Source organism: Treponema sp. C6A8 (assembly GCF_000619925.1).
Taxonomy (GTDB): domain Bacteria; phylum Spirochaetota; class Spirochaetia; order Treponematales; family Treponemataceae; genus Treponema_D.
Map to the genome: position 1 here is coordinate 1 of NZ_JHVB01000011.1, position 20,891 is coordinate 20,891.

The following is a 20,891-nucleotide window of genomic DNA, read 5'->3' on the forward strand; positions in this document are numbered from 1 at the left end:
AGACTTCCCTAAGACTATAAGTCTTCTGAAGACCCCAGAGAGACTATCTGGTTGATAGGATGCAGGTGTAAGCACAGCGATGTGTTCAGCCGAGCATTACTAATAGGTCGTGAGGCTTGACCATATTCTCATCTCCGTTTACAATACGGATACTTCATTAAAGACGCTCCGGTCGTGCAGCAGAAAATGCTCTAACGGCCCTTGTTTATAACTTAGTATAAAATACTGGTGGCCATAGTGGAGAGGCAATACCCGTTCCCATACCGAACACGGAAGTCAAGCTCTCTTACGCCGATGATACTGCTCTTCAGCGGGAAAGTAGGTAGCTGCCAGTTTTTTTTATTTAACGCTCATATTCCAAGGCTCCCTGGCAACCCGGGAGCTTTTTCTTTTTAACCCGCTGAAGAGCAGTGTAGTTGGTAAGCAGACGCGAAGCGGCTGCGACGCCGAAAACACGGAGTGTTTGAGGGTAAGTAAATGCGAAGCATTTACGACAAAGCAGGTAGGAAAGATGCACTTCCGTTATTAAATTATTCCTGTTAATATATTCGACTCGCGCGATTAATCGCGCTCGGAGCCGTTTATACGGATAATCCTTAAACGACCCTGACGGCTCGTTTTTTAACGGATTTACGATTATCGGCTGGTAGCTGCCTGTGAGCCGGGGCACTGTTAAAGACTTAGTCTTTCCTTCCGATTTTGAATATTTCCCCTTAATGCATTGATTATTACGTATAAAACAGTCTTACAGAAAATAGTCTTTCCTCGAAAAAAACAGTTATGTGATATAATAAGATTAATGAAAAAAGGATTACTATTATTTATATTTCTTTGCATTTTGCTGTGTTCATGTACACATAAGAAAATGGCATTTAATAAAAGACAATGGATTAAAGGGAAAAATCGATATTATATGGTCGATTCGCTTTGTGAAAAATTAAATGCGGAAAAGCTTAATCGGTCGGAAATAGTTGATTTTCTTGGCGACCCGAAACTTGAACGAACGCAAAAAGACACTGTAGTTTACTACTGGCTAAAATCAGAAGGTTTTCTAACTGTTTGGATTTTATATATTTATTTTGATGAGGATGGAAATTTCATATCAGCAGAAGTTGTGTGTGAAGATTAAGGTACGTAACATTCTTCAACTGCATCTATATGATAGCGTTCTAATCCTTGTAACATTGTGAAACTGTATTCTTTTTCTTTATTTCCATAAAAACTGTTCACAATAACAACATATTGATTAGCTACAGGATTATCATAAACTGCTTTTGCAAAATAAGAATAGCTGATTTCCAATTTATCCGCTATATTCTCCTGACTATTGAAATAATCAGTTAAAGTTTTTGATATGTCTGATGTTTCCTCTTCTGCAAGACTTCTGTCACCGATTATTCCATTTTTTATATCCCAAAGAACATAAGCAATATAATTGGAAAATTATAAAATAGGAGAATGATAATTCAAAATTTCAGATGACAGCCGGCGGGAGAAACGCAGGGCCTGGTCGGCGGAACGGTAGTGGAGCCGACTGAGCGTTAGCGAACCCGTAGTTGCGACTGGGTGGACGGCCCACGCCTGAAAATAAAAGAAAATGACGGACTGTGACTAAGTTTTGGGTAAAAAGGGGCTAAAAGTTGAAAAAAAATGACGGATAATGAAAGAAAAAGATTGACAATGGATGAATATGGGTTAAAATGAATTCTAGAATGAACGAGTATGACAGGAGGACGTCAGAATCGTTCAAAATAGGAGTTATTTTTATGAAAAAAACATTAGTTAAAATGGTTTTGGCCGGAGCTATGGCTTTGTCTTTTATGAGCTGCGGCAAAAAGAAAGTTGACATTGGAATCGTGCTTCCAACTAACGCAGAACCTCGCTGGAGTCGTGAGGGCGAAAACTTTGCTGCTCTTGTAAAGGATAAGTTCGCTGCAGAAATTATGTACAGTCAGAGAAGCTCTGACCTTGAGCGTACAAATATCGACACTCTTATCAACAAGGGAATGAAGGTTCTTATTATTTCTACACCTGAATCTACTGCTGCCGCTTCTGCTATAGAAGAAGCTCACAAAAACGGCGTAACTGTTATCTGTTATGACCGTCTTATTTTGAATACTGATGCTGTTGACTACTTTGTAACTTTCAACTTCCACAAGGTTGGTATGGCTCAGGCTCAGTACCTTTTGGATCACACTGAACCTGGCAGCAAGGGAAACTCTCTCTTCCTTTATGCCGGCGCTCCATCTGACAACAATGCATTCCTTATTTTTGGCGGTGCCTGGGAAGTTTTGCAGCCTAAAATCGTTGACGGTACTTTTGTAATCCGTAACTCTAGCAAGGCTGTTGCCCTTCAGAACAAGAAAGAGCTTACTCGCGGTGAAATGTCTGAAATCATCGATCAGATCACAACTGACTGGGACTTTGATGTTGCTAAAAAACGCGCTGCTGATAACCTGACTATGCTTAAGGACAGCGAAAAAGGCGTATGTTTTGTTCTTTCTCCAAATGATGGTACTGCCCGCTCTATGGGTGATGAGTTTGCAAAAGATTCTGCTGTAACTAAATACTACACAACAGGTCTTGATGCTGAACTTGCTTCTTTGCAGTACATTGTTGACGGCAAACAGTCTATGACTGTATTCAACGATACTGATACTTTGGAAAAAGACGTTCTTGCTCTTGCTGAAAGAATCCTTAAGGGTGAGCGTCCAACTATGACTGCCTTCAGCGATAATGGTAAAAAACAGGTTCCTGCTCAGCAGTCTGCTATTACTGCAATCGACAAAGATAATATTCAGAAATTGATTGATATTGACTATAATGGTGCTAAGACAAAATTACAGATGTAATTTGAATTATTAAAGTGACGGGCAGGGTAAAAACTGCCCTGTCATTTTGTTACACCAGGAGTTTAATATGCTTTCAGAAGCCAGACAGAGTAAAATCGTAAATCTTGTAAATGAAAACCGCAGTATGACCATCCAGATGCTGATGAAGGAACTGGATACTTCGGAATCTACAATCCGCCGCGATTTAAATGAGCTTGATGCTCAGGGCAGAATTGAAAAGGTTTACGGCGGTGCAATCGCTAAAGATATTACTTTTTCACGAAGGGATGAAAGCGTAAATTTCAGAAAAGAACAGAATAAAGATTCAAAAATTGCAATTGCAAAATATGCTGCATCGCTCATCAATGATGATGATTTTGTTTATCTGGATGCAGGTACAACTACGGAACTTATGATTCCTTTCATTATGGCTAAAAATGCCACTTTTGTAACAAACGGATTTTCGCACGCAAGAAAGCTTTCTGAAGCAGGATTTCTAACGTACATTCTTGGCGGCGAAATCAAATTTCCAACCGAAGCTGTGGTTGGAGAAGAGGCTATCCTCACACTTTTTAAGTATCATTTTACCAAGGGCTTTTGGGGCAGCAACGGCGTAACACCTTCGGGGGGCTTCAGTACTCCGGACGTAAAGGAAGCTCTTGTAAAACAAATGTCTATGAACCGCACCCGCGAGCGTTATGTGCTTTGTGATGCTACAAAGTTTTCGCAGATTTCTTGTGTTACTTTTGCAGATTTTTCTGATGCAACTGTAATTACTTCCAGTCTGGGTGATGATTCTCAGGGCTATCGTTCATATAACAATGTAATTGAGGTAAAAGACTGATGATTTATACTTTGACGGTAAATCCATCTTTGGATTATATAGTTGACGTTGAGCATTTTCAGACTGGTTCTGTAAACCGTACTAAAGCTGAAAAGATTTTTCCGGGCGGAAAGGGAATAAATGTTTCTATTGTGCTGCAGAATCTGGGCTTTAAGAATAAGGCTTTAGGTTTTACAGCAGGTTTTACAGGAAATCAGATTGAAAAGCTGCTTTCTGAAAAAAATGTTGACTGTGATTTTATCAGGGTTGAAAAAGGATTTTCCAGAATAAACGTTAAGCTTCGTTCAGATAATGAGTCTGAAATTAACGGACAGGGACCTTTTATTTCTGAGGCTGATATTTCGGCTCTTTTTGAAAAGCTTGATAAGCTTGGTAGGGATGATGCTCTTGTTCTGGCAGGAAGCATTCCTCAGACTTTGCCTCAGACTTTTTACAGTGATATTATGGCCCGGCTTGAAGCTAAAGGCGTGCGTTTTGTTGTTGATGCAACCCGCGACCTTTTAAAAAAATCTCTTGCTTATAAGCCTTTTATGGTAAAGCCCAATAATCACGAGCTTGGAGAGATTTTTGGCGTGGAACTGAAAACCCGCGATGAAGTTATTCCTTATGCTATGAAGTTTAAGGAAATGGGGGCTCAGAATGTTCTGGTTTCTATGGCTGGGCAAGGTGCTGTGCTTGCGGCTGCTGACGGAAATATTTATCAGGGGCCTGCACCGGAATGTAAACTTGTAAACTCTGTCGGAGCTGGTGACTCTATGGTCGCAGGCTTTATTGCAGGTTATATAAAGAGCGGTTCTTATAAAGAAGCATTGAAAATGGGGCTTTGTACAGGAACTGCCAGCGCCGGCTCAGAAGAACTGGCAACTAAATCGGATGTAGAGAAAATTATTTCGTCGTATAAAGCGCTTGATTAGTTTGTTGGAGGACTCTTCGGGAGTTTTTTATAGAAAAAGTTTTCATAAGAAAAATAGGAGGAATTATGAGAATTAAAGATTTGTTGAATCCGGCTTGCATTAAGCTGAACGGATCTGCAAAAAACAAAGCTGATGCCATTGAACAGATGGTTGATCTTATGGCAAAAAGCGGAAAAATCAGTGATATAGGGGTGTATCACAAGGGTGTTCTTGCACGCGAAGAAGAAAGTACAACTGCCGTTGGAGAAGGGGTTGCAATTCCTCATTGTAAGAGTGACAGCGTAAAGGCTCCTTGTCTTGCTGCAATGACACTTCCTGCTGGAGTTGATTATGATGCTCCTGACGGAGAGCCTGTAAAGGTTATTTTCCTTATTGCTGCTCCTAATACTAAAGAGAATGTTCACGTTGATGTTTTGAGTAAGCTTTCTGTTCTGCTCTTGGACGAAAACTTTACTGCATCACTTTTGAAGGCTGATTCTGTAGAAAAATTTATTGCCGCTGTTGATGCTGCGGAAACTGCAAAAGATGCTGCCGACGCTGCTCAGTCTGGTTCTTCAGCCGGTGCAAAAATCCTTGCAGTAACAGCCTGTCCTACAGGTATTGCCCATACTTACATGGCTGAAGAAAACCTTAAAAAGGCTGCTGAACGTGCCGGAGTTGCAATTAAGGTTGAAACTCGTGGTTCTTCAGGAACAAAGAATGAATTGACTGCAGCTGAAATTTCAAGCGCTGCAGCAATTATTGTTGCTGCTGACGTAAACGTTCCTATGGGACGCTTTAACGGCAAGAAGGTTATTCAGTGCCGTGTAGCTGATGGAATTAATAAAAGCGATGAACTTATTTCAAACGCATTAAAAGGAGATATTCCTGTGTTTACTGCAAAATCATCTGATACAGAAAAGAAGACTGGTGGAAATTCAGCTTACAAGCACCTTATGACTGGTGTATCACATATGCTTCCGTTCGTTGTTGGCGGTGGTATTCTTATTGCTCTTGCCTTCCTCTTTGATGGTATCTACTGTAAGATGAATGGAATTACTCCTGACGGCACATTTGGTTCTATGCTTCCTATTTCTGCCTTCCTTAAAGGAAAAGTAGGCGGCGTTGCATTCGGCTTTATGCTTCCTGTTCTGGCTGGTTTTATTGCTTACAGTATTGCTGACCGTCCTGGTCTTGCCCTTGGTTTCCTTGGTGGTGCAATGGCTGCTAACGGAACTTCTGGTTTCCTTGGTGCTCTGGTAGCTGGTTTCTTTGCCGGATATACCTGTCTTTTGTTGAAAAAATGGTTCAGCGCTCTTCCTAAGAGTCTTGATGGTCTTAAACCTGTTTTGATTTATCCTTTGATTGGTATGGTGATTGTAGGTCTTGGCATGAACTACATCGTTGAGCCTATTGTAGGTGCAATTAACAGCTGGATGAATGCAGGTCTTAATCATATCAGCGGAACAAGCGCAATCCTTCTTGGTCTTATTCTTGGCGGTATGATGGCTGTAGATATGGGTGGTCCTGTAAACAAGGCTGCTTACGTTTTTGCAACAGGTATGCTTGCTGAAGGTCACTATAATATCATGGCTGCTGTAATGGTTGGCGGTATGGTTCCTCCTATTGCAATTGCTCTTGCAACAATCATTTTCAAGAAAAAGTTCACAGAAGAAGAAAGAAAGGCTGGTCCTGTAAACTTTATCATGGGATTCTCTTTCATTACTGAAGGCGCTATTCCTTATGCTGCAGCTGATCCTGCTCATGTTCTTCCATCTTGTATTGTAGGAAGTGCTGTTTCCGGCGCTCTTTCTATGGCATTCAAATGTACTTTGATGGCTCCACACGGCGGTGTATTCGTATTCCCTGTAGTTGGAAATCCTGTAATGTATATTGTTGCTCTTTTGATTGGTTCTGCTGTTACCTGTCTGATGTTAGGAATTTTAAAGAAAGACGTAGCATAACAACGGGAACTGAAATTTGCAGTGGTGTTATGCTGCTGGAACTTCGCTGACGCGAAGTTGTGGCGATAAACATTGTTACAATATTAGTTTACAACTTTTGTAATAAATAAATCCTCTGTTGGGGCATAAAGAAGTTTTCTTTATGCCCCTTTTTTTAAGGATTAGTTGTTGCTGAAGAGTGGAGTTGAAAGGTAGCGGTCACCTGAATCCGGGAGAAGAACTACAATGTTCTTTCCCTTGTTTTCAGGGCGTGAAGCTACGATTGCCGCAGCTTTGAGAGCGGCACCACTTGAAATACCGACAAGGATTCCTTCGCTCTGTGCAAACTTGCGTCCTTCTGTAAAAGCATCTTCATTTTCGATTGTGATGATTTCATCATAGATTTTTGTATTCAAAACATCCGGAACAAAGCCTGCGCCGATTCCCTGAATCTTGTGAGGACCGGCTTCTCCCTTTGACAATACAGGGCTTGTTGCTGGTTCTACAGCAATTACTTTTACATTTGGATTCTGCTCTTTAAGATATTCACCAACACCAGTTACAGTACCGCCAGTTCCTACACCGGCAATAAAGATATCAACTTTTCCATCTGTCTGTTTCCAGATTTCAGGACCTGTTGTCTTTTTGTGGATTGCAGGGTTTGCAGGGTTTACAAACTGACCTGCGATGATTGAACCAGGAGTTGCAGCGTGAAGCTCTTCTGCCTTAGCGATGGCTCCTTTCATTCCTTTTGCACCTTCTGTAAGAACAATTTCAGCGCCGTAAGCCTTGAGAAGGTTTCTGCGTTCAACACTCATTGTGTCAGGAAGGGTGAGGATTGCGTGATATCCCTTAGCTGCTGCAACTGCGGCAAGACCAATACCTGTATTACCAGAAGTCGGTTCGATGATTGTAGCACCTGGCTTTAAGATTCCTTTTGCTTCTGCATCTTCAATCATTGCAAGCGCAACGCGGTCTTTTACGCTTCCTGCAGGATTTAAATATTCAAGTTTTGCAAGAATTTTTGCATCTTTAATATCTGCTGCTTTTGAATAGCCGTTCAACTGTAAAAGCGGTGTTCCGCCAATCAATTCCAATGCGCTCTGTTTTATATCTGCCATAGTCTGCTCCTGTCTGCCGTTTTCCGGCTAGTTTTTTTTGATTACCCATTATGTTAGTAGGTTTTGTGATTCTAATTTTATATTATTTCCCTACTTTGTCAATAGGTAATTAAACGGAAAGTGGAAAAATTATGAAGGAAGGTGGGGGGATTCGGCTTCCAGTCGAAGACGTTGGTTAAAAAATAAAAGAACTCCTAATTTCTTAGAAGTTCTTATTAAAATATCGGGTATACTGGATTCGAACCAGCGACCTCAACGTCCCGAACGTCGCGCGCTACCAACTGCGCTAATACCCGGATTCTTTATGTAGTAAAGTCCGTTATAGTTAGGTAAACCGGATTCGAACCAGCGACCTCAACGTCCCGAACCTGTAAATAGCAAATCCGTTAAAAAACGAGCCGAGAGGGTCGTTTTAGGATTTACTTAATTTGCGCTACCAACCAAAAAGGTAGTCACAAATAAAAAAGCCTTCCGGATTGGAAGGCTTTAGCGCGAGTGACGGGGCTCGAACCCGTGATCTCCGGCGTGACAGGCCAGCGCGATAACCAGCTTCGCTACACCCGCGTGATGTTTAATAATATATACTCTTCTCTTATTTTGGTCAATAGGTCAAAACAGAATTTTTGAAAAATTTTCAATTTTTTTTAACTTTTTTTTGCTGGGGCAGGAGACTTTTTTTGTGCTATAATAGGAATATGATTATCAAAAAGTTTGAGCCGACTTCTACCGGGCTTTGTAAAATTACACCGGATCAGGGGGCAATTTTTTACCTGAGAAAAGAATATCTTTTAACGATAGATTTTGATTCGATTTATGCCGGTGCGGAGTTTGAAACAGAAGAAGAGCTTTCTGAGATTCTGGATGCGGGGCTTGCGGCGGTAGTGGAGCTTAAGGCAATAACTTATCTTGCGCGCTGCGAGCAGTGCCGTTTTAATCTGACTAATAAACTTGTTCAGAAGGGCTATGAAAAAAAATACATTCAGATGGCTCTTGATTTTCTGGAAAGCAAAAATCTTTTGAGTGACAGCCGCTTTGCTACAGCCTGGCTGAATTCGCGAAGAACAAATCACTATGAAGGGCGAACCCGGCTTTTGGCTGAACTTTCTTCCCGCGGAATAGGAAGGGAAGAGGCGGCTGCTGCTCTGAATGAGTTTTTTTCTGAAAACGATGAGGAAGAAATCTGCCGTAAAGCTTATAAAAAGCTTTTAAAAAGCGGAAAACGCGACGAAAAACTTGTAAATGCGATGATAAAAGCGGGTTTTTCTTATAAAATGGTAAAGAACATTATCAGTGAAGAGGAAACTACGCACGAGAATTGAGCACCGCCGGAGGCGTTCGTAAGCAAGCTTTGCTTGCATCGAATGAGCGGCTAGCGAAGTGCGAAATGCGACTGGGAAGGGGGACTGGCGCCAGATGAAAATTAAAAAAACTGGATTTTGGATTATTTTTGTGAGCGGGGTGATTTTTGCTTCATGTTCAAAAACGCCGGAAATGACGATTGAAGAAATAGAGGCTTTGCAAAAATCTGTTGACTACGAGTTTATTCAAAAATCCATTTCTAAGCCTTTTGAAAACCAGCCTTTTGTTCCGGGAAAAAAGGGCGGAATCTGGTACGATACGATTATTTCTGAGCCAAAGACCTTTAATCAGCTTGTGGGAAATTTTGACGGAAGCAGCTACGCAATTATTTCAAAGACTCTGGACGGGCTTTTTGATTACGATAGTGTAAATAAAGTATGGCAGCCCCGTATGGCTTCTTTTGACATTGAAATTAACGAAAAAGAGCAGACTTTAACCCTGCATTGCAGGCTTCGGGACGATTTATACTGGAGCTTTTACGGAAGTGATAAAAAAATCCCTGTAATTTCTGATGATTTTGTTTTCTGGTACAACGAAATTGAAGGTGATGAAGAAGCGGGGATTGGCGGTTATGAGGACCAGTGCATTTCCTTGCCGGACGGAAGCAGGCGGCATATTGACTGCATAAAAATTGATGATAAAAATTTTGATTTTGTATTTCCCCGTATAATTGCCCAGCCGCTTTTGAATGCAAATATGAGTCCTTGTCCTTCCTTTTTGTTCAGGCCTGCAAAAGAAAAGGGCGGAATTGCTGCTGTAAAAAATCTTTTTGGCGTGGACTGCGACCCTAAAACTATTCCTTCCTGCGGTGAGTTTTTTATTACTGAATATGTGCCTGGCCGCCGTCTTGTTTTTACCCGCAATCCGGATTTCTGGAAAAAGGATGCAAATGGTGTTTCTTCTCCTTATTATGAAGAGCTTTTCTGTCAGATTGTGGGCGATCAGAATACGGATTATCTTCTTTTTAAACAGGGAAAAAAGGATGCCTATTCTCCGCGTCCGGAAGAGCTTTCTGATGTTGTAAATAACCAGAAAAATGATTATACGGTTTTTAATGCGCAGGGCTCTATGACAAGCTATCACTGGACTTTTAATCAGAATCCTGTGAATGAGGATAAGCCTTTTTACAAGTGGTTCTGCAAGAAGGAATTCCGTCAGGCTATGAGCTGTATCTTAAACCGCGAGCGTATCATAAAACAGACTTACAGGGGGCTTGCCGAGCCGAGGTATTTTTTCTTTCCGCCGGTAAATCCTTTTTACAATGAAAAAATCCAGCTTGAATACCGTTATGATATTGACCGGGCTCTGAAACTTTTGAAGGCGGCTGGTTTTGTGCAGGGTAAGGACGGTCTTTTGCGCGATGAAGAGGGAAATGAGGTGGAGTTTGACCTTGCAATTTATTCGGGGATGACTCTTTTGAGCGATATGGCCCAGATTATCTGCGATGAAGCTTCTAAAATCGGGATTAAAATAAATGTGCGTCAGACGGACTTTCAGAAAGTGATTGAGTCGATGATGTCTACCTTTGACTGGCAGAGCTGCATCGGGGCTTTCGGGACAAGTTATTTTCCGACTCAGGGCAGTAATGTATGGAAATCGAACGGAAACCTTCATGTCTGGTATCCTTTTCAGAAAGCTCCTGCAACTGACTGGGAAGCAAGAATCGACCAGCTTTATGAGGAAGGTGCCTATACTGTTGATCCGGCGGCGGCAAAAAAAATCTGGGATGAATATCAGGCAATCATTCTGGAGCAGTGTCCTTTGATTTATCTTGTAAGGGCGAGAAGCTTTATTGCCCTGCGTAACCGCTGGGATTTTGCTAACTTTTATTACGATAACAAAAACGGTGCTGAATCTACGTGGATTTATTTGCGCTAGGGGGTAAACTGCCTTATACTTATAGATAATAGTAAGGCCTTTTTTTTTGATTTATGCGGTATAGAAGCAAGGTAAACAGACTTACAATTTTGATTATTTTTTCTCTTTTTGCATTGAATATTTCTTTTAGAATAATCAAAGCCGCATATGATAATACTGTAATTGCAAAAAATCAGATTGTAATTGATAAGGCTATAAATCAGCTGATATATGCAAAAGATTCTTATGAGCATGATTTGAATCTCCTGCTGCCGCTTACAAATTTAAAGCATCTTTCAGAGGGGCAGCTGGCTCAGATTTACCTGCTGGTTACAACCCTACATTACAGCGCCGGAAATATGGATTCCTATTTTAAGGATGTAGGAAAGGCTCTTTTTTACAGTAAAAGAACAAATAATACGGACAGTACGATTTACCTTTATGCTAATATGGCAAAATACTTTCTGGAAATTAACGGAGACCAGGAAGCTTTTGATATCATTAATGAAGCGGCTTCCTTCGGTTCCTTTTATGAATGTTCCAACGTGCTTACCCGTATTCATATTTTTCAGGTTTATTCAGCCTATCTACTTCATATAAGGGACTATGACAGAGCCTTTCTTGCAGCCCATCAGATAATTTCTGATGCTCCGCTTACTGAAAGTTTTTCTCCCTTCTTCCCTGTAAGTTATGAACGTGCCGGTAATGCCATTAAAGCTTTGATTTTGCTGGAGCAGGGAAAAGTTAATGAAGCTTATGTTATGGCCTGCAGTCTTTTTGAAAAATATGCAGATCCAAAAGAAAGAATAACTCAGTTTAATGCCTTTGATTTTTATATGCCTTTGTATTACATAAAGGCAATCTGGGCCCTGCATCATCAGGAGTATCAGACTGCAATTGAAGCCTGTGAAGAATACGGAAAGCTTTGTGATGATAATTTCTTTATTCAGAAAAAAATCCAGCTTATCGGCCGTCTTATGAAAGAACTGCCCCTTTCAATGGCAAAAGAAAGAAGCCAGCTCTTTCAGACAATTTCCATTGATTCCAGAAGACTTTCTGCTTCTTTAATTTCCGAAAATACAAGGCTCTCAAAAGAAAAATTTAATACCGTCATGAATGAACTTATTCTGAACAGTGAACTTAAGGAAAAAACACAGGATATTCTTCATGCAATTCTGGTTAACTGTTTTATTATTGGTCTTGCCCTTATTCTGTTTTATGTGATTTTCAGCGAAATGCAGCTGGACGGCCTTACAAAGCTTTATAACCGCCGTACCCTTAATTCAAGAATTCATCATCTGGATAAGACAAATAAAAATTATGCCGCAGTAATGATGGATCTGGATGACTTTAAAAAACTTAATGATACTTATGGACACGCATTTGGTGATGAAGTTTTAAAAGCAGTTTCTGCTGCAATTCTGGAAGCAGAAGGAAGGTTCGTAAAGGCTTACCGTTACGGCGGAGAAGAGATTGTAGTTTTGTTTGAGCATCTTCCTTTTGAGGATGTTATCAGAATGTCTGAGTCGATTCGTAATAAGGTATGCAGACTTAAATTTTCAAAAGATGTGCGGGTTACAGCAAGCTTTGGTGTGGGTGCAAGGCCTGGAAATCCTGTAAAGCAGGCTGACGAAAATCTTTACTATGCAAAATCTAAAGGAAAGAATATTACTGCCTATAAGATTGACGGAAAGCAGTATCTTGCCGAACGGCGTCTGGAAATAAGAAATCCTATGCCGGATACAAAATAAAATAAAAAGTACGGGTGGGGCATGAATATAATTAAAAAATCACTTTATCAGATAAAAAGACCATGGAAAGCTTATAAAGAAAAAGCTCCTATGGCAGCTTTTATTACAGGCCGGCTTATTACAATGCTGGTTCTGCTTTTTCTGCTGGGCTTTTCGCTTTTTGGCCTTATGGAACTGGCTCCGGGGGACATTGTTGACCAGATGATGAGCCAGCAGATTATGTCCAGCATGGACGGCTCTTCTTCTTCGGGAAAAATGAGCGAAAGCGGCAAGGCTTCCGACAAAGATAATATTTTTAACCAGAAGCAGGTTGAGCAGCTTCGTGCGGAGTTCGGACTTGATAAGCCTTTTTATGTTCAGTATTTTAAGTGGCTGAACCGCGTTATTCTTCATCACGATTTAGGAACAAGCCTTATTTCTCGCGCTCCGGTAAGCTTTTTAATCCGCTCTCGAATTTGGAATTCCGTTTTATTAAACCTGATTTCCCTTGTTTTTATTACGCTCTTTTCTTTTTTTCTGGGTGTTTATTTTTCAAGCAAGGCTGGGACAAATGTTGATACTGCCGTTACTTTTTTTGCCTTGTTTTTTCACGCCTTTCCGGGGCTTTTGCTTTTGATTCTCGCCCAGCTTTTTGCTGCTGTTACGGGAATTTTCCCGGTTACTGCCTATCCTGACTTTTCTTTTGCTGACGCGCCTATGCGTTTTACTTTCAGCTATACGCACCATATTTTTCTGCCGCTTTTAGTTTCTTTTGTTGGCGGGGTTGGAGGCACAATGCGAATGATCCGTGCCACAATGCTTGACCAGATGGGTATGCCTTATATTTTTGCCCTGCGCGCCCGCGGCATTTCAGAAAAGCGCGTTTATCTTAATCACGCCTTCCGAAATACGCTAAATCCGTACATCACAGGAAGCGCAAACCTGCTGGCTTCTCTTTTCAGCGGTTCGCTGGTTCTGGAAATTATCTTTGCATATCCCGGAATCGGGAGGCTTATGTACGAAGCTGTAATGCAGCAGGACATCAATCTTGTACTTGCAAACAGCATGTTTATTTCGGCTCTTGTATTAATCGGCATGATTGTAAGCGATATCCTTCTTGCCCTTGTAGATCCAAGAATCAGATACGGAAAAGAGTAGGGAGTGCATATGAAAAAGTTTTTTGAGTTTTTACAGGTTCGCCGCCTTGCCCTTCTTTCGATGATTTTTCTGGCTCTTCTTTATTTTGTAATGATTTTTGCGGATTTTTTTGCCCCTTACCCCGCAACGCTTAGCTTTGAGCAGAATACCTATCACCCTGCCAACGTTCAGCTGACCCTGCGCGGTCCAAAAGTGCGCGAATACCGCGTAATCAACCAGATTACCTGGGAGTACGTCCGCGTCCGCAATGCCGAATACATTCACAAGCTGAACTTTTTCGTTAAAGGCGAGCCTTACAAACTTGCGGGGCTGATTCCCTGCAGCCGTCACCTTTTTGGCTGCAAGGACGGATATCCGGTTTACCTTCTTGGTGCCGATAACCTTGGCCGTGACCTCTTTTCCCGCATAGTTTACGGAAGCCGCATTTCCCTTACAATCGGATTTGTTGCTACTGCCGTTTCCCTGCTTCTTGCGGTGCTTCTTGGCGGCCTTTCGGGCTATTTTGGTGGCGCTACCGACTGGAGCATCATGCGCCTTTCCGAGTTTTTTATGCTGATACCGTCGCTGTATTTTATCCTCTTTTTGCGCTCCCTTCTCAACGCAAAAATGGACACCGGCACTTCCTACATGATAATTACCCTGATTCTTGCCCTTGTCGGCTGGCCTGGCTCTGCCCGAACAATCCGCGGTATAGTCCACGCCGTTAAGCGCGAAGAGTTTGTCGTTGATGCCGCTCTGGAAGGCGTTCCATCCGTTGTGGTAATATTCCGCCACATAATTCCTCAGACTGCCAGCCTTTTGATTGTAAGTACCGCCCTCAGCATTCCGGGCTTTATTATGAGCGAAACAACTCTTTCTTACCTGGGCCTTGGAATTGCAGACCCTGCCGTAAGCTGGGGTAGCCTTATCAACCGCGATATTTCAACCCTTTCTAACCTCAAGAATTTTCCCTGGCTCTTGTACCCGGTTCTCATGCTGCTGCTCGTGACCCTTGCCTTTAATTTTATCGGCGACACCCTGCGAGACTTTTTTGATCCGTATAGTGCTGTGTTTAAGAAAAAATGGGGCGTTACCGCCGGCAAGCGGCGGTCGGGCTTTCCGTGGTTCCGCGCTAACCGCGCTCCATTGCCTTGTTCGCAAAGCTCACAAGGCAACGGCTTCGCCGCCACTTCAATCCCTAACGCAGAGGTTCTGCTTTCCGTTCAAAACCTCCACGTCACCTTCATGAACCTTCAGGGCACCGAGTTCGTCCCTGTTGAGGCCGCCCGTGGCGTCAGCTTTGAAGTCCACCGCGGAGAAATCCTTGGAATCGTAGGCGAATCGGGAAGCGGAAAATCGGTAAGTACCACTGCAATCCCGGGACTTTTGCCTCGCAACGCTTCTGCCCGCGGTACTATCTTGTACAATGGTGTAGATTTAATGAAACTTTCTCAGGCGGAACTTAGAAAATACCGCGGGCAGAAAATCAGCTTAATCTTTCAGGAACCTGGAAGAAGTTTTGACCCCCTGCAGAATATTGGAAGTGTCTTCTGGGAAACTTACCGCATCCTGGAACCTCAGATTACAAAAGAAGAAGCTTACAAAAAGGCGTCCGCACTGCTTTCTGAAGTTGGAATTCCGGATCCGGCTTCACGACTTACAGCTTTTCCTCATCAGTTCTCCGGCGGACAGCTTCAGAGAATCGGAATTGCGCTGGCTCTTGCCCAGAACTGCGAGCTTTTGATTGCGGATGAGCCTACAACTGCCCTGGACGTTACAATTCAGGCTCAGATTGTTTCGCTTTTACTGCGCCTTAAAAAAGAACGCAATCTTTCTATTATATTTATCAGCCACAATATAGACCTTGTGGCTCAGATTTCTGACCGCATTGCAGTAATGTACCGGGGAAAAATCATGGAAAGCGGCAGGCCGGAAGAAGTCCTTAAAAATCCAAAGCATCCTTACACAAAGGCTCTGGTTGGTGCTGTGCCTCAGTTTGGAAGTCATTATACTGCCACCCGCATGCAGTCAATCAGCGAAGAAGAACGGGTAAAACTGGACCAGCTTGCAGATGTTCAGGGCTCAGATCTTTCGGGGGAAAACTAATATGGAAAATATCATTGAAGTAAAAAATCTATATAAACAGTTCAACCTGGAAGCAGGCTTTTTTGCAAAGAACCGCCAGAATGTATATGCCGTAAACGACGTCTCTTTTGATGTTGAGCGCGGCTCTACTTACGGAATTGTAGGCGAATCAGGCTGCGGAAAAACCACCACTGCAAAAATGCTGATTCAGCTTTTCCGCCAGACTTCCGGCCAGATTTTCTACTATCCGGAAACTACAGAAAAGTTCGAAGTTTCTTCCCTGAATAAAAAGGAACTTTCCCGCTACCGCGAAGAGGTAAAATATATCTTTCAGGATCCTGCCCGCTCTCTGAACCCTCGAATGTCGGTTTTTGACGTTATTACAGCAGGACTCCGCTATTCTTCCCTCTGGCAGGGCAAAAAAGAAGCATTAGAACGTGCAGAAAAAATCATTAAGGAAGTCGGCTTAAAAGGGGAAGACTTATTCCGCCGCCCGGCAGAGTTTTCAGGCGGTCAGCGCCAGCGTATTTCCATTGCCCGCGGACTTATTATGAATCCCCGTCTTATTCTGTGCGACGAAGTTGTAAGTGCCCTTGATGTTTCTATTCAGGGGCAGATTATAAATCTTTTGAGTGACCTTAAAGCGGCCCGAAACCTTACTTATGTCTTTATTACCCATGACCTCAAGGTTGCCTGCTACTTCTGTGACAAAATCGGCGTAATGTACAGGGGCGTTCTGGTAGAAGAAGCACCTGCAGCAGACCTTTATAAATCAGCCTTCCATCCTTACACAAAACTGCTTTTTAACGGCGCTAAAGGCGAACTTTCTTCTTCAAATAAGGAAGTAAAAACAACCCTTGAACAGGAAAACTGCTGTCCTTTTGCCTACCGCTGCCCTCACGCGAGTGAGCGCTGCCGAAAAGAGTTGCCTGAATTCCGCCAGCTTGCAGACGGCCACCGCGTAAGATGTTTTTTGGAATAGCCTCTTTCTGATTGTGATAACTGATTGAGATAACTTGTATTTTTCTTTATAATTACAAAAATATTTAAGAACTTTTGTCATACTGCAAAAGTAAAAAGGGGTACACCTATGATTACATTGAAATTTGGCGGAACATCTATGGCAAATGCCCGCCGTATTCTTTCTTCTGCGGATATTATTATTGGCCGCGCAAAAGAAGACCGTCTTAGTGTTGTTGTTAGTGCCGCTGCCGGCGTTTCTAACAGTCTTCAGGCTGCAATTGACGGGTGTACCACCGGGACTCCAGCTGAAACCTTTGTTTTTGACATTAAGAAAACTCACGAAGAAATCTGTTTTGAACTTCAGTCTAAGCTCAAGGGCTTTGACGCAGAAAAAGTAATGGCTGCAATTCAGCCTAACTTTGACGAGCTTGAAAAACTACTTGCAGGCGTCGGCTCTTTCGGCGAATGCCCTGATACAGTTCACTGCCGCATTATGGGTATGGGTGAACTTTGTTCTGCTCCAATTATGGAAGCAGTTCTCCGTGCAAAAGAGCAGAGCGTAATGCTTCTGGATTCTCGCAAATATGTATTCACAACTGGAAATCAGAAAGAAGGTGAGGCTGATTACGGAAAATCTACAGAAGCCTGCCGTCCTTTCCGCGACGGTGAATCAAATAGCCAGACTCGCATTCTTTTGTTCCCTGGTTTTATCTGTTCATGGACAAAGGGAACTGGTTCAAAACCTGTAATGGGACTTCTTGGCCGCAACGGTTCAGACTTCTCTGCTGCAATCATCGGAACCTGCTTTGGCGTAAAACGCGTTGAATTCTGGACAGACGTAGACGGTGTTTACACAGCTGACCCACGTGTTGTAAAAGACGCAATTCTTGTTGATGACATGAGCTATGAAGAGGCAATGGAACTTTCATTCTTTGGATCTAAAGTTCTTCATCCAAAAACATTGGCCCCTCTTCAGGCAAAGGGAATTGAAGCATGGAGCTTGAACAGCCACAATCCTTCTGCCCGCGGTACAAGAATCGGAAAAGGTCCTTTTGAAAGCCGCAAAAAGTTCAGCATCTGCGGTATTTCTTCTTTGAAGCATGTTTCTATGGTAAGCGTGGGCGGAACTGCAATGAGGGGTCGCACAGGAATGGCAAGCCGCGTTTTCAATGCAGTTTCTTCTGCCGGCTCTTCTGTTCTTTTGATTACTCAGTCATCTTCTGAATATACAATTTCTTTCTGTGTACGCGACAGCGAAGTAGACACAGTACGCGATGCAGTTGCAAAAGAATTCGAACTTGAAATCCGCGAACGAATCATTGACGAAATTGACGTTATCAAAGACTGTTCTATTGTAAGCGTTGTAGGCGACGGCATGATTAAAAACCGAGGCGTTGCTTCAAAGTTCACAAACGCACTTTCTTCTCAGGATATCAATATTATCGCTCTGGCACAGGGCTCAAGCGAACGCTGTATTTCTGCCGTAATTGCAGGCGAATTTACAGACACAGCTGTTAAGGCCGTTCACCGCTTCTTCTTCCACACTGCACAGAGCATAGAAGTATTTGCATTTGGTGCCGGAACAATCGGTGGTACTTTAATCGACCAGATTTACCAGCAGCACGACAAACTTTTGAGCGAAAACGTAGATATTAAAGTTCTTGCAATCACAACTATTGACGGAATGATTTTGAACGAGGACGGAATTGATCTTTCTAACTGGCGCGACCAGATGAAAAATCCGGAATATCCTTTCAACTCAGATGCAAACGTTGACCAGATTATCAACTTTGTAAAGGAAAAGAAGCCTCTTAATCCTGTTTTTGTTGACTGTACAGCTTCTTACGATTTGCCGGACCGCTACCTGGACATTTTGAATGCCGGAATGAGCATTGCAACTCCTAACAAGCGCGCAAACTCTAAGAATATTGAGTTCTACCACGAGCTGCGCCGCACAGCAAACAAAATGCACCGCCGCTTCCTTTACGAAACAAACGTTGGTGCAGGTCTTCCAATTATCGATACTCTTCAGAACCTCTATAAGTCAGGCGATAAACTTTCCAGCTTCAACGGAATTATGTCAGGTTCACTTTCATACATCTTTGGAAAACTCGACGAAGGTGTTCCTTTCAGTAAGGCCGTTCTTGAAGCAAAAGAACTCCGCTACACAGAGCCGGATCCACGCGATGACTTGAACGGAATGGACGTTGCCCGCAAGGCACTTATTATTGCTCGTGAATCAGGTTACGACCTTGAACTTGAAGACATCACACTTTACAAAGTATTCCCGGACAGCTTTGATTCAACAGGAACTGTAGAAGAATTCCTTAAAAAGCTGCCTGAAGTTGACGATTACTTTGCAAAAAAGATTGCAGATTTGAAAAAAGCTGGCAAAGTTCTGCGAATGGGTGCTACAATTAAAGATGGTAAGGCAAGCGTTGGCATGATGGAAGTTGGCCAGGACGACCCTCTGTACGGAGTACGCGGCGGAGAAAACGCATTTGTATTCTACACAGAACGCTATCAGCCGATTCCTCTTACAGTACGCGGATACGGTGCCGGTGCTGGCGTAACAGCTGCCGGTGTATTCGGTGACGTTCTGCGTACAGTATCATTCAACCCGGAACGATAGGAGACTTATATGAATAAATTTGTACTTTCAGTTTTAGTAGAAAACCACGCCGGTGTTTTGAGCCGTGTTTCAGGCCTTTTCAGCCGCCGTGGATACAATATCGATTCCCTTACAGTTTGTGAAACAAACAAACCGGGACAGTCGCGCATGACAATCGTTGTTAATGGCGACGAATACATCCTTGAGCAGATTCAGAAGCAGCTTGCAAAACTTGTAGAAGTAATCTCAATCAAAAAGTGCGAGAAAGCCTCTTCTACCCAGCGCGAAATGGCTTTGATTAAGGTTAAGGCTGAAGGTACAAACCGCGCCGTAATCATCGAAACCTGCGAAATCTTCCGCGCCCACATCGTAGACGTAGGAATTGACTCAGTTATCGTAGAAGCCACCGGTAGCGAAGACAAAATCGACAGCCTGGTAAGACTTCTTGAACCATACGGAATACTTGAGTACGTAAAGACCGGTTTAACAGCAATGGACCGCGGCTCTGTAATAATGTAGTGCCGCAAAGGTCGTAAGACCTTCTTACTTCCCAGCCTCAATCTGCGCTTTAAGTTCAAGGACTTTTTCAACAGTAAGTCCTTGAGCCTGTGCGATTTGTTCCACAGTGAGAAGTTTCATTTTCAGGAGGTTGGTTGCGGCTTCGATGGCACCTTCTTCTTTTCCCTCTCTTCTGGCGGCTCTTTGAATGTCTCTATCATGTAAATTCATAGCAGCGTAATCACTCCTGAATTTCTCGTTATCCTTGATTTTCTCAACAAGCTTTGAAAGACGGTTTGTAAAATCATCTTTTCCAGGCTCATTCGTGCTTATAAAATGCAGAAAGGCTTTGATCTTTTCATCCTTTTCTGATTCATAGGCACTTGCATTATAAATCACAGTAAGACTTTTGTCATTCAAATTAACCTGAGCATTTTCCTTGCAGATATTCTGGAAGGTGTAACAAGGCAGTCCGTAAGTAATTTTTTTTTCTTCATCAATAAAGAAAGGATCCTGTTTGCAGATAAACAAAATGTAGCTTTCTTTCAATTCTGGATAATCCTGACCTTTCATAAGACTGTCCATATCTATCATTGACTGATAATATCGCGTGCGCTTGCCAAGTGCTTCCTGGGGATAGCACTGTAATTCTACATCGATAATCTTGTCCTCATCTTTCAAATAAACATCAAGGCGGACACCTTTTGTTGTGTAAAATGGCTTGATTGCTTTTTCAAGCTCTGGATATTCAACGTGGCCTACTTTAAAGTGAAGAAGCCGTTCGATAAGCTCTGCACAAATCTCAGGATTTCGCATGACTTCCTGAAACATACCATCGTCTGCAAAAGTGAGCTTATCCACAGGCTTTTTGTCATAAATTGTGATTTTGTCAGTCATATTTTCTCCAAATTTTAATATTAACTCTCTACAGTTAATATGGACCTGAAACTATCATTTTTGACAAAATCGGAGGCTTAATTTTTGAAAAAAAGTAAGCGGCAAAGGTTATTTTCCTTTAC

Annotated in this window: 16 protein-coding genes, 2 tRNA genes and 2 rRNA genes; 15 read left to right on the plus strand and 5 right to left on the minus strand. The window is 42.5% G+C overall.

Annotated features, from left to right (window positions below):
- From T530_RS0109665 to T530_RS0109675, 3 genes are all read left to right on the plus strand, one after another.
- Window positions 1–124, plus strand: a 23S ribosomal RNA gene (locus T530_RS0109665); the annotation flags it as partial.
- Between the two features lie 100 nt (window positions 125–224).
- Window positions 225–335: ribosomal RNA gene (gene rrf, locus T530_RS0109670) — 5S ribosomal RNA — on the plus strand.
- A gap of 464 nt (window positions 336–799) precedes the next feature.
- A complete protein-coding gene (locus T530_RS0109675) occupies window positions 800–1,129 on the plus strand; it encodes a hypothetical protein (protein WP_027728832.1) in 330 nt (109 codons plus the stop codon).
- On the opposite strand, the gene T530_RS15155 is transcribed toward T530_RS0109675, so the two are convergent.
- Entirely contained in the window at window positions 1,126–1,302 is a 177-nt protein-coding gene (locus T530_RS15155) for a hypothetical protein (protein WP_156011616.1), read from the minus strand. The genes T530_RS0109675 and T530_RS15155 overlap by 4 nt on opposite strands.
- A gap of 464 nt (window positions 1,303–1,766) precedes the next feature.
- On the opposite strand from T530_RS15155, the gene T530_RS0109685 reads away from it, so the two are divergent.
- The 4 genes from T530_RS0109685 (at window position 1,767) to T530_RS0109700 (ending at window position 6,532) form a co-directional block, all read left to right on the plus strand.
- On the plus strand, window positions 1,767–2,852 hold the full coding sequence (locus tag T530_RS0109685) for a sugar-binding protein (protein WP_027728833.1): 1,086 nt from the start codon (window positions 1,767–1,769) through the stop codon (window positions 2,850–2,852).
- 67 nt (window positions 2,853–2,919) lie between these two features.
- Window positions 2,920–3,675 carry a DeoR/GlpR family DNA-binding transcription regulator gene (locus T530_RS0109690; RefSeq protein WP_027728834.1) on the plus strand — a complete coding sequence of 252 codons (756 nt, stop codon included), beginning with the start codon at window positions 2,920–2,922 and terminating at the stop codon, window positions 3,673–3,675.
- Window positions 3,675–4,589, plus strand: coding sequence for a 1-phosphofructokinase (gene pfkB / locus T530_RS0109695; RefSeq protein ID WP_027728835.1), 915 nt, complete (start codon window positions 3,675–3,677; stop codon window positions 4,587–4,589). The genes T530_RS0109690 and pfkB overlap by 1 nt, the downstream gene beginning before the upstream one ends.
- 65 nt (window positions 4,590–4,654) lie before the next feature.
- Window positions 4,655–6,532: a fructose-specific PTS transporter subunit EIIC gene (locus tag T530_RS0109700; protein ID WP_027728836.1), complete on the plus strand. Its 1,878-nt coding sequence runs from the start codon at window positions 4,655–4,657 to the stop codon at window positions 6,530–6,532.
- 161 nt (window positions 6,533–6,693) lie between these two features.
- Here the strand turns inward: T530_RS0109700 and cysK are convergent, their stop codons facing one another.
- From cysK to T530_RS0109715, 3 genes are all read right to left on the minus strand, one after another.
- Complete coding sequence (cysK, locus tag T530_RS0109705) at window positions 6,694–7,632, minus strand: cysteine synthase A (RefSeq protein ID WP_027728837.1); 939 nt, start codon at window positions 7,630–7,632, stop codon at window positions 6,694–6,696.
- Window positions 7,633–7,855: 223 nt separating this feature from the next.
- Window positions 7,856–7,928, minus strand: a tRNA-Pro gene (locus tag T530_RS0109710).
- Window positions 7,929–8,122: 194 nt separating this feature from the next.
- Window positions 8,123–8,196: transfer RNA gene (locus T530_RS0109715), tRNA-Asp, on the minus strand.
- A 131-nt stretch (window positions 8,197–8,327) separates the two neighbouring features.
- On the opposite strand from T530_RS0109715, the gene T530_RS14115 reads away from it, so the two are divergent.
- The 8 genes from T530_RS14115 (at window position 8,328) to ilvN (ending at window position 19,893) form a co-directional block, all read left to right on the plus strand.
- Complete coding sequence (locus T530_RS14115; protein WP_051537933.1) at window positions 8,328–8,951, plus strand: regulatory protein RecX; 624 nt, start codon at window positions 8,328–8,330, stop codon at window positions 8,949–8,951.
- A gap of 94 nt (window positions 8,952–9,045) precedes the next feature.
- Window positions 9,046–10,869 (plus strand): ABC transporter substrate-binding protein, encoded by a 1,824-nt coding sequence (locus tag T530_RS0109725; protein ID WP_038074384.1) that lies wholly within the window; start codon window positions 9,046–9,048, stop codon window positions 10,867–10,869.
- Between the two features lie 53 nt (window positions 10,870–10,922).
- Complete coding sequence (locus T530_RS14820; protein ID WP_081773714.1) at window positions 10,923–12,599, plus strand: GGDEF domain-containing protein; 1,677 nt, start codon at window positions 10,923–10,925, stop codon at window positions 12,597–12,599.
- Between the two features lie 21 nt (window positions 12,600–12,620).
- Window positions 12,621–13,736, plus strand: a complete 1,116-nt coding sequence (locus T530_RS0109735) for an ABC transporter permease (protein ID WP_027728840.1) — start codon at window positions 12,621–12,623, stop codon at window positions 13,734–13,736.
- 9 nt (window positions 13,737–13,745) lie between these two features.
- Window positions 13,746–15,821 carry a dipeptide/oligopeptide/nickel ABC transporter permease/ATP-binding protein gene (locus T530_RS0109740; protein WP_027728841.1) on the plus strand — a complete coding sequence of 692 codons (2,076 nt, stop codon included), beginning with the start codon at window positions 13,746–13,748 and terminating at the stop codon, window positions 15,819–15,821.
- A gap of 1 nt (window position 15,822) precedes the next feature.
- Window positions 15,823–16,782, plus strand: a complete 960-nt coding sequence (locus tag T530_RS0109745; RefSeq protein ID WP_027728842.1) for an ABC transporter ATP-binding protein — start codon at window positions 15,823–15,825, stop codon at window positions 16,780–16,782.
- A 108-nt stretch (window positions 16,783–16,890) separates the two neighbouring features.
- Window positions 16,891–19,395, plus strand: a complete 2,505-nt coding sequence (gene thrA, locus T530_RS0109750) for a bifunctional aspartate kinase/homoserine dehydrogenase I (RefSeq protein ID WP_027728843.1) — start codon at window positions 16,891–16,893, stop codon at window positions 19,393–19,395.
- Window positions 19,396–19,404: 9 nt separating this feature from the next.
- Window positions 19,405–19,893: an acetolactate synthase small subunit gene (ilvN, locus tag T530_RS0109755; RefSeq protein ID WP_027728844.1), complete on the plus strand. Its 489-nt coding sequence runs from the start codon at window positions 19,405–19,407 to the stop codon at window positions 19,891–19,893.
- A 24-nt stretch (window positions 19,894–19,917) separates the two neighbouring features.
- Here the strand turns inward: ilvN and T530_RS0109760 are convergent, their stop codons facing one another.
- Window positions 19,918–20,769, minus strand: coding sequence for an Rpn family recombination-promoting nuclease/putative transposase (locus T530_RS0109760; protein ID WP_027728845.1), 852 nt, complete (start codon window positions 20,767–20,769; stop codon window positions 19,918–19,920).
- Window positions 20,770–20,891: the final 122 nt, after the last annotated feature.

Coding starts and splice junctions, on each gene's coding strand:
- T530_RS0109675 (WP_027728832.1), top strand. CDS start 800: ATGAAAAAAGGATTACTATTATTTATATTTCTTTGCATTTTGCTGTGT.
- T530_RS0109685 (WP_027728833.1), top strand. CDS start 1,767: ATGAAAAAAACATTAGTTAAAATGGTTTTGGCCGGAGCTATGGCTTTG.
- T530_RS0109690 (WP_027728834.1), top strand. CDS start 2,920: ATGCTTTCAGAAGCCAGACAGAGTAAAATCGTAAATCTTGTAAATGAA.
- pfkB (WP_027728835.1), top strand. CDS start 3,675: ATGATTTATACTTTGACGGTAAATCCATCTTTGGATTATATAGTTGAC.
- T530_RS0109700 (WP_027728836.1), top strand. CDS start 4,655: ATGAGAATTAAAGATTTGTTGAATCCGGCTTGCATTAAGCTGAACGGA.
- cysK (WP_027728837.1), bottom strand. CDS start 7,632: ATGGCAGATATAAAACAGAGCGCATTGGAATTGATTGGCGGAACACCG.
- T530_RS14115 (WP_051537933.1), top strand. CDS start 8,328: ATGATTATCAAAAAGTTTGAGCCGACTTCTACCGGGCTTTGTAAAATT.
- T530_RS0109725 (WP_038074384.1), top strand. CDS start 9,046: ATGAAAATTAAAAAAACTGGATTTTGGATTATTTTTGTGAGCGGGGTG.
- T530_RS14820 (WP_081773714.1), top strand. CDS start 10,923: ATGCGGTATAGAAGCAAGGTAAACAGACTTACAATTTTGATTATTTTT.
- T530_RS0109735 (WP_027728840.1), top strand. CDS start 12,621: ATGAATATAATTAAAAAATCACTTTATCAGATAAAAAGACCATGGAAA.
- T530_RS0109740 (WP_027728841.1), top strand. CDS start 13,746: ATGAAAAAGTTTTTTGAGTTTTTACAGGTTCGCCGCCTTGCCCTTCTT.
- T530_RS0109745 (WP_027728842.1), top strand. CDS start 15,823: ATGGAAAATATCATTGAAGTAAAAAATCTATATAAACAGTTCAACCTG.
- thrA (WP_027728843.1), top strand. CDS start 16,891: ATGATTACATTGAAATTTGGCGGAACATCTATGGCAAATGCCCGCCGT.
- ilvN (WP_027728844.1), top strand. CDS start 19,405: ATGAATAAATTTGTACTTTCAGTTTTAGTAGAAAACCACGCCGGTGTT.
- T530_RS0109760 (WP_027728845.1), bottom strand. CDS start 20,769: ATGACTGACAAAATCACAATTTATGACAAAAAGCCTGTGGATAAGCTC.